The sequence below is a fragment of the Pseudorhodobacter sp. genome, from assembly GCF_030452865.1.
Taxonomy (GTDB): Bacteria; Pseudomonadota; Alphaproteobacteria; order Rhodobacterales; family Rhodobacteraceae; genus Pseudorhodobacter.
Genome location: NZ_JAKDLJ010000041.1, coordinates 1 through 15,157 on the forward strand (window position 1 = coordinate 1; position 15,157 = coordinate 15,157).

At 61.9% G+C, this 15,157-nt stretch carries 14 protein-coding genes; 4 read left to right on the forward strand and 10 right to left on the reverse strand.

The genetic code is table 11. From position 1 onward, the window contains the following. Window positions 1–85: 85 nt before the first annotated feature. The gene (locus L0H65_RS04435) at window positions 86–1,489 is read left to right on the forward strand and encodes an amidase (RefSeq protein WP_301457625.1); all 1,404 of its coding nucleotides are present in this window, start codon (window positions 86–88) and stop codon (window positions 1,487–1,489) included. Between the two features lie 78 nt (window positions 1,490–1,567). On the opposite strand, the gene L0H65_RS04440 is transcribed toward L0H65_RS04435, so the two are convergent. Continuing rightward, window positions 1,568–1,891: a 2Fe-2S iron-sulfur cluster-binding protein gene (locus L0H65_RS04440; RefSeq protein ID WP_301457626.1), complete on the reverse strand. Its 324-nt coding sequence runs from the start codon at window positions 1,889–1,891 to the stop codon at window positions 1,568–1,570. Window positions 1,892–2,114: 223 nt separating this feature from the next. On the opposite strand from L0H65_RS04440, the gene L0H65_RS04445 reads away from it, so the two are divergent. Next, the gene (locus L0H65_RS04445) at window positions 2,115–2,642 is read left to right on the forward strand and encodes a peptidoglycan-binding domain-containing protein (protein ID WP_301457627.1); all 528 of its coding nucleotides are present in this window, start codon (window positions 2,115–2,117) and stop codon (window positions 2,640–2,642) included. 111 nt (window positions 2,643–2,753) lie between these two features. Here L0H65_RS04445 and L0H65_RS04450 read toward each other — a convergent pair whose 3' ends face one another. From L0H65_RS04450 to rpiA, 5 genes are all read right to left on the reverse strand, one after another. Continuing rightward, complete coding sequence (locus L0H65_RS04450; protein ID WP_301457628.1) at window positions 2,754–4,178, reverse strand: Do family serine endopeptidase; 1,425 nt, start codon at window positions 4,176–4,178, stop codon at window positions 2,754–2,756. A 289-nt stretch (window positions 4,179–4,467) separates the two neighbouring features. Continuing rightward, complete coding sequence (gene hflC, locus L0H65_RS04455; protein WP_301457629.1) at window positions 4,468–5,361, reverse strand: protease modulator HflC; 894 nt, start codon at window positions 5,359–5,361, stop codon at window positions 4,468–4,470. After that, complete coding sequence (hflK, locus tag L0H65_RS04460; RefSeq protein WP_301457630.1) at window positions 5,361–6,545, reverse strand: FtsH protease activity modulator HflK; 1,185 nt, start codon at window positions 6,543–6,545, stop codon at window positions 5,361–5,363. Before hflK ends, hflC begins: the two co-directional genes overlap by 1 nt. A 72-nt stretch (window positions 6,546–6,617) precedes the next feature. Then, window positions 6,618–7,976, reverse strand: coding sequence for a glutathione-disulfide reductase (gene gor, locus L0H65_RS04465; RefSeq protein WP_301457631.1), 1,359 nt, complete (start codon window positions 7,974–7,976; stop codon window positions 6,618–6,620). Between the two features lie 3 nt (window positions 7,977–7,979). Beyond that, complete coding sequence (gene rpiA / locus L0H65_RS04470) at window positions 7,980–8,768, reverse strand: ribose-5-phosphate isomerase RpiA (protein ID WP_301457632.1); 789 nt, start codon at window positions 8,766–8,768, stop codon at window positions 7,980–7,982. A 501-nt stretch (window positions 8,769–9,269) separates the two neighbouring features. Between rpiA and L0H65_RS04475 the strand changes: the two genes are divergently transcribed. Beyond that, window positions 9,270–10,649: an L-serine ammonia-lyase gene (locus tag L0H65_RS04475; protein ID WP_301457633.1), complete on the forward strand. Its 1,380-nt coding sequence runs from the start codon at window positions 9,270–9,272 to the stop codon at window positions 10,647–10,649. On the opposite strand, the gene L0H65_RS04480 is transcribed toward L0H65_RS04475, so the two are convergent. Both L0H65_RS04480 and L0H65_RS04485 read right to left on the reverse strand, forming a co-directional pair. Beyond that, window positions 10,630–11,283 carry a gamma-glutamyl kinase gene (locus L0H65_RS04480; RefSeq protein ID WP_301457634.1) on the reverse strand — a complete coding sequence of 218 codons (654 nt, stop codon included), beginning with the start codon at window positions 11,281–11,283 and terminating at the stop codon, window positions 10,630–10,632. The genes L0H65_RS04475 and L0H65_RS04480 overlap by 20 nt on opposite strands. A 160-nt stretch (window positions 11,284–11,443) precedes the next feature. After that, window positions 11,444–12,121 carry a thiamine diphosphokinase gene (locus L0H65_RS04485; protein WP_301457635.1) on the reverse strand — a complete coding sequence of 226 codons (678 nt, stop codon included), beginning with the start codon at window positions 12,119–12,121 and terminating at the stop codon, window positions 11,444–11,446. Between the two features lie 141 nt (window positions 12,122–12,262). Between L0H65_RS04485 and L0H65_RS04490 the strand changes: the two genes are divergently transcribed. Further along, window positions 12,263–14,755 carry a hypothetical protein gene (locus tag L0H65_RS04490; RefSeq protein WP_301457636.1) on the forward strand — a complete coding sequence of 831 codons (2,493 nt, stop codon included), beginning with the start codon at window positions 12,263–12,265 and terminating at the stop codon, window positions 14,753–14,755. A gap of 28 nt (window positions 14,756–14,783) precedes the next feature. Here L0H65_RS04490 and L0H65_RS04495 read toward each other — a convergent pair whose 3' ends face one another. Beyond that, complete coding sequence (locus L0H65_RS04495; protein WP_301457637.1) at window positions 14,784–15,020, reverse strand: DUF2842 domain-containing protein; 237 nt, start codon at window positions 15,018–15,020, stop codon at window positions 14,784–14,786. 6 nt (window positions 15,021–15,026) lie between these two features. Continuing rightward, on the reverse strand, window positions 15,027–15,157 hold a 131-nt coding region (locus tag L0H65_RS04500; RefSeq protein WP_301457638.1), incomplete at its 5' end, for an adenylosuccinate synthetase.

A 15,157-nucleotide genomic window follows, 5' to 3' on the forward strand; every position in this document is an offset into this window, starting at 1 on the left:
GGGGGGCGTTGCCCCCCAAAGCGATTTTGGTCTTTGGCCAAAATCACACCCCCCAAGGTATTTTCACCAAGATGAAGGACAAGGGATGCGTTTGTCGGATCGGTCTGCGGTTGATCTGTTGGCGCTGATCGCACGGAGGGAGGCGTCTTGCGTTGAGGTGATGGCCGATCATCTGGAACGGATCGCGGCGACGAATGGCGCATTGAATGCGATTGTCAGTTTGCGTGATCGGGAGGGCTTGTTGTTTGAGGCGGCGGCGGCGGATGCGGCACCGTCGCGCGGGGCGTTGCACGGGTTGCCGCTGGCGGTCAAGGATCTGGTGGCGGTGAAGGGGTTGCGCACGACCTATGGCTCCCCGGTTTTTGCCGATCATGTGCCGGTGGCGGATGATCTTTTGGCCGCACGGATGCGGGCGGCGGGGGCGATTTTCATCGGCAAGACCAATACGCCGGAATGGGGGCAAGGCTCACATTCGTTCAACCCGGTGCATGGGGTGACGCGCAACCCTTATGACTTGGGGCGCACGGCGGGCGGGTCATCCGGTGGCGCCGCGGCGGCGCTGGCGGCAAGGATGGTGCCTGTTGCCGATGGGTCGGACATGATGGGATCACTGCGCAACCCGGCGGCGTTTTGCAATGTCTATGGCTTTCGCCCGACCTGGGGGCTGGTGCCTGCCGATGCGGTCGGCGATACGTTTCTCGCGACTTTGGCAACCGAAGGTCCGATGGCACGCGACATCGCCGATCTGGCGCTGCTGTTGTCGGTACAGGCGGGCGAGAATCCGGCTGTTCCCTTTGGCCGAAACGCCGCATTTGCCACGCCGCAAGCCGATATGCGGGGCAAGCGCATCGGCTGGCTTGGCGATTGGGGCGGGGCTTATGCGATGGAGCCGGGGATTTTGGCACAATCGGAATCCGCTTTGCGGGTGTTTGAGGATTTGGGTGCAGTGGTAGAGGTGTTGGCACCGCCCTTCCCTGCTGAGAAGCTTTGGCAGTCGTGGATCACACTACGCGCGATGCTCAGCGCGGGGGGAAAACGCGCGCTTTACGAGGATGCCGAGAGCCGGGCCTTGACCAAACCAGAAACCATTTGGGAGATCGAGCAGGGGCTGTCGCTGTCGGCGCAAGCGGTTTACGACGCCTCGGTGATCCGGTCGCGCTGGTATGCTGTTGCTGCGGCCCTGTTTGACCGGTTCGATGCGCTGGTGCTGCCCTCCGCACAGGTCTGGCCGTTCCCGGTGGAGTGGCGCTGGCCCGAGGCGATCAACGGACGGAAGATGGACACCTATCACCGCTGGATGGAGGTGGTGGTGCCTGCGAGCCTTGCCGGCGTGCCTGCCCTGGCGCTGCCTGCAGGGTTTGGCGATGCCGGCTTGCCGATGGGGGTGCAACTGATCGGCCGTTCGGGGGCAGATGCGGCGATATTGGCGATGGGGGAAGCCTATCACGAGGCAACGGATTGGCCGGGCCAGCACCCGCCGCCGGCTTGAAACCAGCCGGCAAGTGACCCAGAAAGCAGCCGTGTAACACCACTGAAAATAGAACGCGAAACGCCCTCTATATCTGTTTTATATTTGCTTTTCCGGCATCTGCACCCGCAGCCCGTCCAGCGCATCGCTCACCTTCAACTGACAGGTCAGACGCGACCGCGCCGGGTCCGGTTCATAGGCGAAATCGAGCATATCCTCCTCCATGCCGTCTTTCGGTGGCAATTTGTCGACCCAGGCCGGGTCAACATAGACGTGGCAGGTCGAACAGGCGCAGGCACCGCCACAATCCGCCTCGATCCCCGGAATGCCATTGTCGCGCGCGCCTTCCATCACGGTCAGCCCGGTCTTCACCTCCACCACATGCTCTTTGCCGCCATATTCAACGTAGGTAATCTTTGCCATGCTCGCCTCTTGTTCCGTCGCGCCGTTTTAAAACTGTTCAAGCTGATTTAGGGTATCGCGCGCGCTTTTGCCAGCCTGTCCGGTGTGCCGCCTTTCGTCGCGCCCAATTTGCAACGCTGTGGCGGCATGGCCCGGCGGCGGCTTTCCTTCGGTGCAAATGAAGCTACTGTGCAAACGAAGACCCATGCTCCGCCCGATGAGTGCCCCAAGACATGAGCGCCCGATGCAGCGACCCGCGATTTTGTTGAGCCTGACAGCGGCCTTGATGGCCTGCCAATCCACCCTGCCGCCGAAAGAGTCGGCGTCGCTGCGCGCCGAACTGGTGGCCAAGACCGGCCCGAAGCCGCCGAAGGAAACGGCGGGAATTTGCTGGGCCGACGACACCATTCCCGCGATTATCGAAACCGTAACCGAACAGGTGCTGGTACGACCGGAGGAGCGCGGTCCCGATGGTACGGTGACCCAGGCGGCGGCGTTTCGGACCGAAACTTCGCAGCGCATCGTAGAGGATCGGCGCGAGGTCTGGTTCCGCAGTCCCTGCCCGGAGGATGTGACGCTCGATTTTGTCGCGACGCTGCAACGGGCGCTGAAAGCGCGCGGGTACTACACCGGGGCGCTGACCGGTCAACTGGACGCGGCGACGCGCCATGCGATCCGGCTGTATCAAGAGCCGTTGGGACTGGCGAGTGACCGGCTGTCACTGGCCGCCGCCCGCAGACTTGGCGTCGCGCCGGGGGAGTTCCGGTTCTGAAGGCAGCAACCTTCGCCGCACCATGGCTGCCAGTAAATCCCGCGAAAGCGCGACATAGAAAAAGGGCGGCAGGTTTCCCTCGCCGCCCCTTTCTACCTGGAAACCAATCGCTTACTTGTCGACCGACAGTGCCACGAAGCGCGGATCACCACCGCGTCGGATCAGTAGCAGCAGGGATTTGCGGCCTGCATTGCGCGCTTCCTCGATCCGGTCTTTCAGATCGCTGACGCGCACAACCTTTTGTTGCCCGGCCTCGGTGATGACATCGCCGACCCGCAGCCCCTTGGCAAACGCTTCCGACAGCTCATCCACGGCGACCACGGCAAGCCCCTGCGCCGTGGCATCCAACCCCAACGCCTTGGCTTCATCCTCGGTCAAGGGCTGCACGGTCAGGCCCAGCACATCGGCCGTCGCGGCGTCGGGTGCCTTTTCGGCAGTGGTCGCAACCGGTTGCTCCTCGGACGTTTCACGCCGTCCCAGCGTCACCGACAGCGTTTCGGTCTTGCCATCGCGCAGCACGATCACCCGCACCGCTTCGCCCACCGGCGCATCCGCAACCCGGCGCACCAATTCGCGCGTGTCCGCGACCGGAGAGCCATCGAATGAGGTGATGACATCACCCGACATCATGCCCGCATCCTTGGCCGGGCCATCCGGAACATCGGTGATCAACGCGCCTTTGGCATCGGCAAGCCCCATCGCTTCGGCCACGTCTTGCGTCACATCCTGAATGCGCACGCCAAGCCAGCCGCGCCGGGTTTCGCCAAATTCCTTCAACTGGGCAACCACCTTGCTGACCACGTTCGACGCCATCGAGAACCCAATCCCGATGGAGCCACCTGTCGGCGACAGGATCGCAGTGTTCACCCCGATCACCTGTCCGTCCATATTGAACAGCGGCCCGCCGGAGTTGCCTTTGTTGATCGCAGCATCGGTTTGCAGATAGTCGTCATAAGTGCCCGAAAGCGCCCGCCCGCGCGCCGAAACGATCCCGGAGGAGACAGAAAACCCCTGCCCCAGCGGGTTGCCCATTGCCAGAACCCAATCGCCAACGCGCATCAGGTCGGAGTTGCCGAACGGCACGAAAGGAAGCGGCGTGTCGCTTTCCACTTTCAGAAGCGCAATGTCGGTTTTCGGGTCGGTGCCGACAAGTTTCGCATCCAGTCGTTTGCCGTTGAAGAACTCGATCTCGATCTCATCGGCCTTGTCGATCACATGGTTATTGGTGACGATGTAGCCATCTTCCGAGATCACGAAGCCGGACCCCAACGCCTCCGACCGGCGGGGTTTGTTGTCGCCCTGACCGTTGCGATCCATGAAATCCTTGAAGAAATCCTCAAACGGTGATCCGGGCGGCACTTGCGGCCCGGCCTCGGTGCTGGCCGCGATTGTGGTGGAGGTGGTGATATTGACCACCGATGGGCTGATGCTTTCAGCCAGATCGGCGAAACTGTCGGGCGCACCCCGCGCCTCGGCGAAATTGGCCGGTCCCAGAACCAAAGCGGCCCCCAAAACCAAGGCGGTCAACCCGCGCATCACAGCACCTTGCGAGCTCTCATCTCTGCGCGTGGCCGGAAAATAGCTTGTCTGTTGCACTCGAAACTCCCCTTCATGTGTTCAGAAAACCCACAGCCCCCTGAAATGCGGCGCGGCGTCTTTCGGCACTCACCCTGAACTTACGCCAAGTGAACCGCAATTCAAACAAAGTCGCGCAAGCTCAATTGCATGTGAACGCATTTGTCATCCGGCCGCTTCGTACCACCCAAACCCCGAAATGACAGGGGCGCGGTTTGAACCCAAACCGCGCCCCTGTCTGTCAACAGACCTATTGCGATGGCTTGGGCGCGGCTTCCGGTGCCGTGTCCCCGCGCAGGTATTCAAAGAACTGGCTGTCGGGCTGCATCACCATCGACGAATTGGTCCCCTTCAAAGCGCGTTCATAGCTGGTGAGCGAACGGGTGAAGGCGAAAAACTCGGGATCCTTGCCGAAGGCATCGGCATAGATCGCGTTTCGTTGCGCGTCCGCCTCACCGCGGATCACCTCCGCCTCCTTGCGCGCTTGCGAGGTCAACTCCACCACGGTTCGGTCCGCACTGGCGCGAACCCGTTGTGCGGCTTCGTTACCCCGCGCGACCTCATCGGCGGCTTCGCGTTCCCGTTCCGCCCGCATCCTTGCATAGGTCGCAGCCAAGTTCTGTTCCGGCAAATCGGTGCGGGTCAACCGCACATCGACCACATCCACGCCAAGGCTGAGCGCCTGCCGCCGGGCCTGATCGCGGATCTGGTTCATCAATTGCGTCCGGTCCTCCGACAACACCCGCTGCGACGGAACCGAACCCAGAACCTGCCGGATTGCGGCGTTCAAAATCCGCTCAATCCGGACCTGAGCCGCGCGGACCCCTTCGGTGCCGACGGCCTCGCGGAAGGTTTTCAACTCCACGATCCGCCAACGCGCGAAAGCGTCAACCACAAGGCGACGATCATCGAGCGGCGTCACTTCCAAAGGTTGCGTCAACAGGCCCAGAATCCGGCCATCATAGCGCACAACATCCTGAATGAACGGGATTTTGAAGCCCAGGCCGGGGTCTTCCTTGATCGCCTTCACCTGTCCGAATTGCAGGACAAGCACTTTCTCCCGCTCATCCACGATAAAGACGGATGACAAAAGCAACGCGCCGAGCACGGCAATCGCCGGCAATATGAGTGCGGTTCTGTTCATCAGTTCGTCCCCCCTGTCGCGGGTTTCGGCGCGGTCGGCGCCGGTGTCAGTTGGTTCAGCGGCAGATAGGGCACAACGCCTTGCCCTGCCTCCCCGCCTGAAACGCCGTCGAGGATCACCTTGTTCATGCCGCCCAAAACGGTTTCCATGGTTTCCAGATACATCCGGCGGCGGGTCACTTCCGGCGCTTTGACATATTCCTCATAGACAGAGTTGAAACGGCTCGCCTCGCCTTCGGCGTCATTGACCACGCGGGCGCGGTAGCCTTCGGCCTCTTCGGTCAACTGCGCCGATTCGCCGCGTGCCGCTGCGGTGACCTTATTGGCATAGGCATCCGCCTCTTTCTCCAATCGGTCGCGCTGCTGCTGTGCCGCCTGCACTTCGCGGAAACTGTCGATCACTTCGCGCGGCGGGTCGGCCTTGTCGAAGTTCACCCGCACCACGTTGATCCCGGCCTCATAGCTGTCCAGCGTGCCTTGCACCGCCGCTTGCAGATCGGAGGCAATCAACCCCCGGTCGCGGTTCAACACCGGCGCCAGTTCTGATCGTGCAATAATATCGCGCATCGCTGATTCCGACACCGCGCGCAGCGTGTCCGCCGGATCGGCCAGATTGAACAGGTAATGCGCCGGATCCGACACGTTCCAGACAATCTGAAATTCGATGTCCACAATGTTCTGGTCGCGCGTCAGCATCAGCCCGCTGTCAAGTGTCCCGCCCTTGCCGGTGCCGACATCGGTTTGCCGCTCCCCCGTCACCTGCACGATTTCCGCCGTTACAAAAGGCCAAGGCGCAAAGTTCAGACCGGGGTTACCAATGGCCGAAAACTTGCCCAAAAACAACTCCACCGAGCGTTCTTCCGGTTTCACCGAATAAAACGAGGCATAGGCCCAAAGCCCTGCCGCCAAAAGCGCGCCAATCGCCAAACCTTGCTTGGTGAAAATCGGCCCCATGCCGCCGCCGCCAGAACCTGGACCGCCACCGCGACGGTTGCCACCGCCGCGCCCGCCCATCAGGACACGCAACTGCTCCTGCCCCTTTTTCATGATTTCTTCGATTTCAGGAATCTGTGGCCCATCATTGCCCGGACGCCTGCCGCCGTTCTTGCGGTCGTCCTCCCCGTTGCCATTATCGCCCCGGTTGCCGCCACCGCCGCCGCCCCATGGGCCTCCGCTTCCTGCCATCTCAATAACCCTATCCTGTTTCGTTCTGTGTTAACTGGTGGTTTGCACCAGAAATTCAACCGCTGCCGTGCCTTAACCCTGTCGAACAAGGCTGCGCATCGTCACCAATTCCTCGGCCATCGTCGGATGTACCGCAATCGTCGCGTCAAACTGCTCCTTCGTGGCCCCCATCGTAACCGCGATTGCCACAAGCTGGATCATCTCTCCCGCACCGGGGCCGACGATATGGCAGCCCAGCACCTTGCGGGATTTCTGGCTGACGATCAGCTTCATCAGCGCCTTGTCATCACGCCCGGCAAAGGCGGTTCGCATCGGGCGGAAATTGGCGGCGTAAACCTCAATCGCTTCGCTGTCGCGCGCGGCTTCCTCAGTCAGGCCAATCGTGCCGATTTCCGGCTGCGTGAACACCGCCGAGGCGAAAAGGCTGTGATCGACCTTGCGGCGCAAGCCGCCGAAAACCGTGTCGGCAAAGGCGTGGCCTTCGCGGATCGCAACCGGGGTCAGGGCGATGCGGTCAGTCACATCGCCGACCGCAAAAATCGACGGCACGGCAGTCTGGCTGAATCCATCAACCACGATCTGCCCGTTGCGACCCAGTTCGACCCCCAGCGCCTCCAGCCCCAGACCGGCCGAATTAGGGTTGCGCCCGGTGGCGAAAAGCACCTTGTCAAACACCCCCGCGCTACCGTCCTCTGCCATCGCGCGAATACCGTCAGCGCAGGCTTCCAGCCGGGCCACATCCGTATTGCACTGGATATCCACCCCCGCCACTCGCATTGCGTCGGCGACATGGTTGCGCGCCTCGTCGTCAAAGCCGCGCAGGATTTGCGGTCCGCGATAGTATTGCGCAACTTCGCAGCCCATCCCGTTGAGGATGCAGGCAAACTCCGACGCGATATAGCCACCGCCGACAATCAGAACCCGATTCGGCAAAGCCTCCAGCCTGAAAATCTCATTCGAGGTGATCGCCAGTTCGCTGCCCGGAAACGCTGGCACGAAAGGCGCGCCGCCGGTCGCAACAAGGATGTGTTTCGCGCGGATCACCTGCCCATCGGCCAACCCCACGCAATGCCCATCCACCAGCACCGCACGGCAGTCGAACACCGTCACGCCCGCGCCCGAAAGCCCGCTACGATAGGCCTTTTCGAGCCGGTCCAATTCCGCATCCAGCTTGCCGCGAAAGCTGTACCAGTCGAAGGCACCAACCGTCGCATCCCAGCCATAGCTTTGCGCATCCGAAACCAGCCCCGAATATTCCGAGGCATAGACCATCAGTTTTTTCGGCACACAGCCGCGAATGACACAGGTGCCGCCCATGCGGTATTCTTCCGCCAGCGCCACTTTGGCGCCATGCGTCCCGGCCGCGATCCGGGCAGCCCGAACGCCCCCCGAACCGCCGCCGATGACAAACAAATCATAGTCAAACGCCACCGCTCAATCCCCCAGATCGGCGAAGATATTGTCGCTGGGCGCGAATTCCACCCGCTCATCCGCCGTCTCGCCGGAGTTGATGTCGCGCACGATCACCCGGCCATCCGGGTGCCCGATCACCACGATATCGCAGATATCAATGAACAGCCCATTTTCGACCACGCCGGGAATCTGGTTCAGCACCAGCGCCAGTTGGCGCGGGTTGCCGATCCGCTTCAGATGCAGGTCGATGATGTAGTTCGCCTCATCCGTGATCAGGGGTGCATCACCATTCATCCGCAAACTGCATTCACGCGCCATCACATCCATGGATTGCAGCAATTCCTCGATCAGCGCCTTTGTGGTCTGCCAGCCGAAGGGAATCACCTCCACCGGCAAGGGAAACGCGCCCAGTTGTGCCACCTCCTTGGCGGCATCGGCGATCACGATCATCTGGTCACTGGCGGTCGCGACGATCTTTTCCTGCAAAAGTGCCGCCCCACCGCCCTTGATCAGGTTCAACTCGGGGTCAAACTCATCCGCGCCGTCAATTGTCAGGTCAAGCCAGCGCGCCTCATCCAGTGAGGTGACCGGAATGCCAAGGCTGCGCGCCAGTTCCGCCGTGCGGCTGGAGGTGGGAACACCGGTGACGCGCAAGCCCTCCTCGCGGACCCGTTCCGCCAGACAGCGCACCATCCATGCGGCCGTAGACCCGGTGCCGAGCCCCAGCTTCATGCCGTTCTCGACATAGCCGACCGCGCGTTTCGCCGCGAGGAATTTCGCCTTGTCGATCGGGGAAAGCTCTGCCGCCATGTTCCGTCTCCACTGTCACTACCCCATCGCTTATAGGGGAGCCGCGCGCGGGGGGCGAGGGGGCAAATGCCTTGAGTTCCGGGCAAATTGCCGCTTTCGCCTGTAAAGCGCACGCTTTTGCATCGTGCATCCAAGCCCGAAACCCCGACCCGACATCATTCCGAGTAGCGCAATCGCGCGGCCCTAGCCACGCCAAAACCTGCCAGAGCCAAAGAACCAAGCCCATATCAGCCCCTTTCGTTCGCTCTATGTTCCACATCCATCGTTAAAATTGGGTTACAGTCTTGCCGCGAACCGTTGGAAAATGTCGCTTTCCTATCGAGTGTTTTGTGCTCAACCTTGTATCCCTGAGCTAAAGCCAAAGCCAAAAGGACGACCATAGATGAGTATTGTGCCACGCCGGATTGGTACGCAATACTGTGGTATCGCCCATTTGCGCGGGGTAACCGCCGATGACCGTCTTCGCGGCACGAACACGTCCTTATAGCTGAAAGCGCGCCCATGTTTCTTTCCGTCCTTGATATGTTCAAACTGGGGATTGGCCCCTCTTCATCACACACGATGGGGCCGATGGTTGCCGGTGCTAGGTTCCTGGAATTGCTGCGGGGCAGCCCGTTTCACGCGCATGGGCTGAAGGCAACGCTGCATGGCTCGCTCGCCTTCACCGGCGTTGGTCATGCCACGGACCGCGCCACCATTCTTGGGCTTGCGGGCTTGCGCCCGGAAACCTATGACGCGACGCAGGCCGAGGCGATTCTGGCCGCGATCAAGGACAGCAAAACCATTGATGCGCCGGGTCTTGGCGGCTTGAAATTCGACCCCGGCAGCGATCTGGTGTTCGACTATGGCCCCAACCTGCCCGGACACGCGAACGGCATGGTGATCCGCGCGACTGATGCGCAAGGCGATGTGATCCTCTCGGAAACCTATTACTCCATCGGCGGCGGCTTTGTGTTGACCGCGAAAGAATTGGAAGCGGCGGGCAAGCTGAAAGCCGACGCGCGTTCAGATGTGCCTTTTCCATTTCAGAACGGCGCGGAAATGCTTGAAATGGCCAAACAATCCGGCCTGACCATCGCGCAGATGAAACGCCGCAATGAGTTGCGGTTTCGCAGTGCCGAAGATTTGGACAACGGCATTGCCCGCGTCTGGCAAGTGATGAATGATTGCATCAATCGCGGCATGGAAGGCCGCGGCATCCTTCCCGGCGGCTTGAAAGTGCGCAGGCGAGCGAAGGGAATTCACGACCAACTCATCGCCGAACGTGGGCTGAACATGACCGCGCCGCATGTGATCAACGACTGGATGTCGCTTTACGCCATGGCGGTGAATGAGGAAAACGCCGCCGGGGGGCAGGTTGTGACCGCGCCGACCAACGGTGCAGCCGGCGTGGTGCCAGCGGTGATCCGCTATTACCTTGACCATGTGCCGGGGGCGAACGCCGCGAAAGTCGCCGATTTCCTGCTGACCGCCGCCGCGATTGGCGGCCTTTGCAAGCACAACGCCAGCATTTCGGGGGCCGAATGCGGCTGTCAGGCAGAGGTCGGTTCCGCTGCCGCGATGGGGGCCGCAGGGCTTGCCGCTGTTCTGGGTGGCAGCCCGGAACAAGTTGAAAACGCCGCCGAAATCGCGTTGGAGCATCATCTGGGCATGACCTGCGACCCGGTGAAAGGCTTGGTGCAGGTGCCCTGCATCGAACGCAACGGTCTCGGCGCGATCAAGGCGGTGTCTGCCGCCTCCCTGGCGCTGCGCGGCGATGGCCAGCACCTTGTCAGCCTTGACGCCTGCATTGAGACCATGCGCCAGACCGGGCAGGATATGCATGAAAAATACAAGGAAACATCGCTGGGCGGTTTGGCGGTCAATGTGCCGAATTGCTAGGGTTTGAACGCCCATCGGAGCGCCGCAGATGCCCGGCCCCGCGAACGGCACGGTACATCGCAAACTCCGCCGCGTTGGCCTGTAACAGCCGGGTCAGCACCGCCTCGCTCAGCGAATAATCCAACGCCTCATCCTGCGGAGAGGCGTTCCGGACCGGCAGAACCAGCTTTTGCGCCAGGCGTCTCGACAAAAACCGCTCCAGCCGATCAAGCCGCATGTAGTCGAATACATGGTCGACCCGCGCCCGCGCGTCTTTCCAGCCGATAAATCGGTCCTGACGCCCGACGCGGGCAAATGCCGGGGCCGGATGCGCAAGGTAGGCCAAAACGAACGCCTCAAACCCCATCCCTCGGGTGCTGATCGGCAGATGCGCAACGTTGTGCCGCATCCGGTAACGATACCAGCTTTGCAAGCGGCGCAGCGGTTCGCGCACCACTGCCAGCGTTTCCACCCTGCCACCATAGGCCAAGTCCAGCGCGAAGGCATGATTGCGACGATAGCCGTTAACGCCGATATGCCGCGCCGCCGGCATCGGTCCGGCGGAAACATGCGGCTTCAACATCGTACGGAGCGCCAATGACCCGGTTTTCGGCACCTCCAGTACGACCAGTTTTTGCGGCGCGAGTATCAACAAGCAAATAATCCTTTCCGCATCGCGGACATGAAAAAACAAAAACCGTCACCGCCCAGCCTGCGCGGGCTTGTCGTCATGTTGATCCCGCGCGAAATTCTGTCACTTTCGACGCGCCGGGAACTGCGCCCGATTGGTCTATCAGTGTCAGATGAACGGCGGGTTAAGCCCCACCCCACGCCATCGCACCAAGCAGCGCCGCCAAAGCCGCAGGCAACCGCCCGCGCGGCACGATCACCAGCATCCCCGGCGCCTCCATCCGCAACCGGACAGGGCCAAGTGCCTCATTCGACGTGCCAATCCGCCGGTCCGGTGCGAAATCAAGGCCCGCAATCGGCCAGCGCAAGCCGTCACTCTCTCCGCGCAGCGAGGCAAGTGGGAACAGACTGAAACGGTCACCACGCCGCAACGCAATCTGCATTTCCCTCGGGGCGGCGAAAATCACATCCTGCCGCCCGATCAGCAGGCACGGCATCACATGGCGCTGCACCAGCACCGACAAAGCCGCCAATTCATGGTCCACCCGCCCGCCAAGGCAGCCCACCGCCAGCACGAAGGGTGCGCGGATATGGCGCAGCGCCTTATCAAAATCGGTGCTCTCCTGTTCCTCAACCGGAAACAGCCCTGCCCCGATCCGCGCCCGCGCGGCAGCGGAAATCGAATCCATATCGCCGATTGCCGCCACCGGCACCGCCCCCAATGCCAAGGCGCGATCCGCGCCACCATCCGCCGCAACCAGCATCGGCGCCAGCCGCAGCGCTGCGGTCAAATCGCGCTTGGCAACCGGCCCACCGGCGATCAGCGTCACCCCGGTTAGGGATTCGACAATTCCTTGTTTCATCGCGATACTGTATCCAGATTAAGGCACAATCCTGCGCAGTGGACACAATCAATCCTTGAAATTACCTCTAACTGTCCACGGAATTGAACCTTCCCACCCGTCATGTGGGGCATCAGTTTGGTAACAAAGGGCGAGCATCCGATGATTGGGGCGAGCAAGATTCTAACGGTCTCCTACGGCACTTTCTCCTGTACTCTGGAGGGGTTCGACGAACCTTTCAACACGATGACAGCGATTGCCGAGTATTTCCGCGATCTGGCAGCGGATGACCGCTACTTCGGGGCGGAGCCGCCAACGCCGGATGCGGCAATGCTTCATCAGATCGCCGAACGTGAAATGAATCGCCGGGTGGACGCCAAGATCGAGGACAATGGCGTGATCCTGCGCGCCAGCGATTCGGATAGACCTGCGCCGCAGATCGCCAGAACGTCGCTGCGAAAGCCCGTTGTCGAAGCACCGGTCGATGACGCCGTGGTCGAGGCCGCAGCCATCCCCCCCCTGGACAGATCACCGGATGCGCTGTTCGAAGATCAGCACGCCAATGGTGCGGCGCGCGGACCCGGCTCTGCGCCCGGTTCAGAAAGCACGATTTCCGAAAGCGTGGCGGCAAAGCTGTCACGCATCCGCCACGCCATGGCCGAAACCCGCGCCTCCGGTGAAACCACGCGCCCGCCGGTAAGCATCGCTGCGGCATTTGCCGAAGCACAGGCAGAGATCGCTGCGCAAGCGAAGGCGGAAGCTGCCGAGAAGGCAGAAACCGAAGCCCATGCAGAGGCAAAAGCGGCAGCCGCTGAAAACGCAGCCGCCGAAGCCGAAGCTGCGCAAAAGGCCGAAGCGGAGGCACGCGCCAAAGCCGCATTGGAAGCTGCCGAAAAGACAGAAGCGGCGGCGCGCGCAAAAGCCGAAGCGGATGCAGTAGAAAAGGCAGAAGCCGAGGCCCGTGCGAAAGCCGAAGCCCAAGCCGCAGAAGACGCAAAAGCTGCCGCTGCCGCCGAGATGGCCGAAGCGGAGGCCCGCGCAACGGCAGAGGCCGCTGAAAAGGCGGAAGCCGAGGCCCGCGCCGCGCAAGACAGCATTTCTTCGGATGACGCTTTGCTGGCCTCCCTTGCCGGTGGCTTTGATGAAGACGACAACGACCTCGGTGACCACTTTGCGGGCGACACGTTTGAAATTCCGCCCGGCAAACAGGAAACCGCGCTGGACAACGACGGCGACGACACGCTGATGTCTTCGCTCGCCGCCGCGATGGCGGAGCCTGCGCCGCAAACAGAAGTTGTGGCGGATGATGCCGCACTTGAAGATGACCTCGGCGACATGGACGATCTCGATGATCTCGCCGATTTGAACCTGATGGATGCCGCGCCGGAAACTCCGGCTGAATCCCCGGCCCCGGCAGCCGAAAGCGCCGACCTCGGCACGCTGCAAACCTCCTTCGGGGACGGGTTCGCGGCAGCACCCGACGGGGCAGAACCGCAAGTCGCGACGCCAGACTCCGCGAGCGAAACCACAGAAACCAAAATCATCGCAACATTAGCGCCTGAAACCGAAGTGGTCACACCTGCCGCGTCGGCAACCGATGCCAGGCTGCAACGCGCCCGCGCTCGGGTCATCAAGATCCGCCGCGCGCCGACACCTGAACAGGCCGCGCCAGAAGCGGCAACCGCCGCCTCATCGCTTTCCGCCGAGGCGGAAGCGGAACTGGAACGCGAATTGGCCGAAACGCGTGGCGAGACTGTGGCAGCCCCCGCTGCCCCTCTCAGCGATGCCGCAGAACGCGATCTTGCCAAGGCGCTTGGCGGTGATCCGGCAACAATAACGCCAGCGGAAGCCAAAGCACCAGTGCGCCCGCAACGCCCGGCGTCGGCCCGTCGCCTGGCGTCCGAAGACCTTCCGGCCGGTGATGATGACGCCTCCATGAAGCGTCTGATCGACCAGACCAATACTGAATTGCAAGGCCCGGAAAACCGCCGCCGCCTGTCGGCCATCGCCCATCTGAGGGCCGCCGTTGCCGCGACTGTCGCCGATCGCAAAACCGGCGGCGGCAAAGGCCCGACCGACGAAATGCGGATGAACCCTTACCGCAACGATCTGGAACGGGTGGTGCGTCCGCGCCCCGCAACGGCAGACACGGCAGCATCACAAACCGAACGCCCGGCACCCCTGATGCTGGTCTCCGAACAGCGCATCGACACGCCGCGCGTCAAGCCGAATGCGGCGCAAACCCATATCACCCCGGTGCGCCCGCGCCGTGTCGCCAGCGGCAGCCTTGCGCTGTCGACGGATCACGATGACGACGATGACGACGATCAGGACGAAGGCGCCAATATCTTCACCGGTGCCACCAGTTTTGCCGATTATGTCGAAATGCTGGGCGCAGAGGATTTGCCGCAACTGCTGGAGGCCGCCGCCGCTTATGGCGCGCATGTCGAAGGGCGCAGCGACGTGTCACGTCTGGCGATGGTCGACCATATCTATGCCATGAAGCCCGCGTTGAAGGAGGATCGCGAAACCGTGCTGCGCAGCTTTGGCACCCTGCTGCGCGAAGGCCGCTTGCAGAAAACCCGACATGGACATTTTGTGCTGAGTGAGACATCGCCACTTTATGCCGAAGCGGAAAAAGCCGCCAAGGCATAAGCCGGAACAAAAGCGCAAAAGGCCGGGGTCAGTCCCCGGTCTTTTGCGTTGTGCGGTCAGGGTCGGCTTTGCCAATGCCCAGAAACACAAATCGGAACGGCAGCATCCACAAGAACCCAAGGAAGATGTAGACTAGGAGTTCCAGCCAGAATGGCGGGCGCTCAAACAGCGACACCACGAACAGCGCCGCCGCGATATAAAGCGGCAACCCGATCAGCAGCAAGACCAGAGACCAGCGCCGCCGCGCCTTGTATGACAGGCCCATGCGCGATCAATCCGCGAAAGGGTCGGTGACGAGGATGGTATCGTCACGTTCCGGGCTGGTCGACAGCAGGGCCACCGGGCATTGGATCAACTCCTCGATCCGACGGACATATTTGATCGCCGCCCCCGGCAGATCAG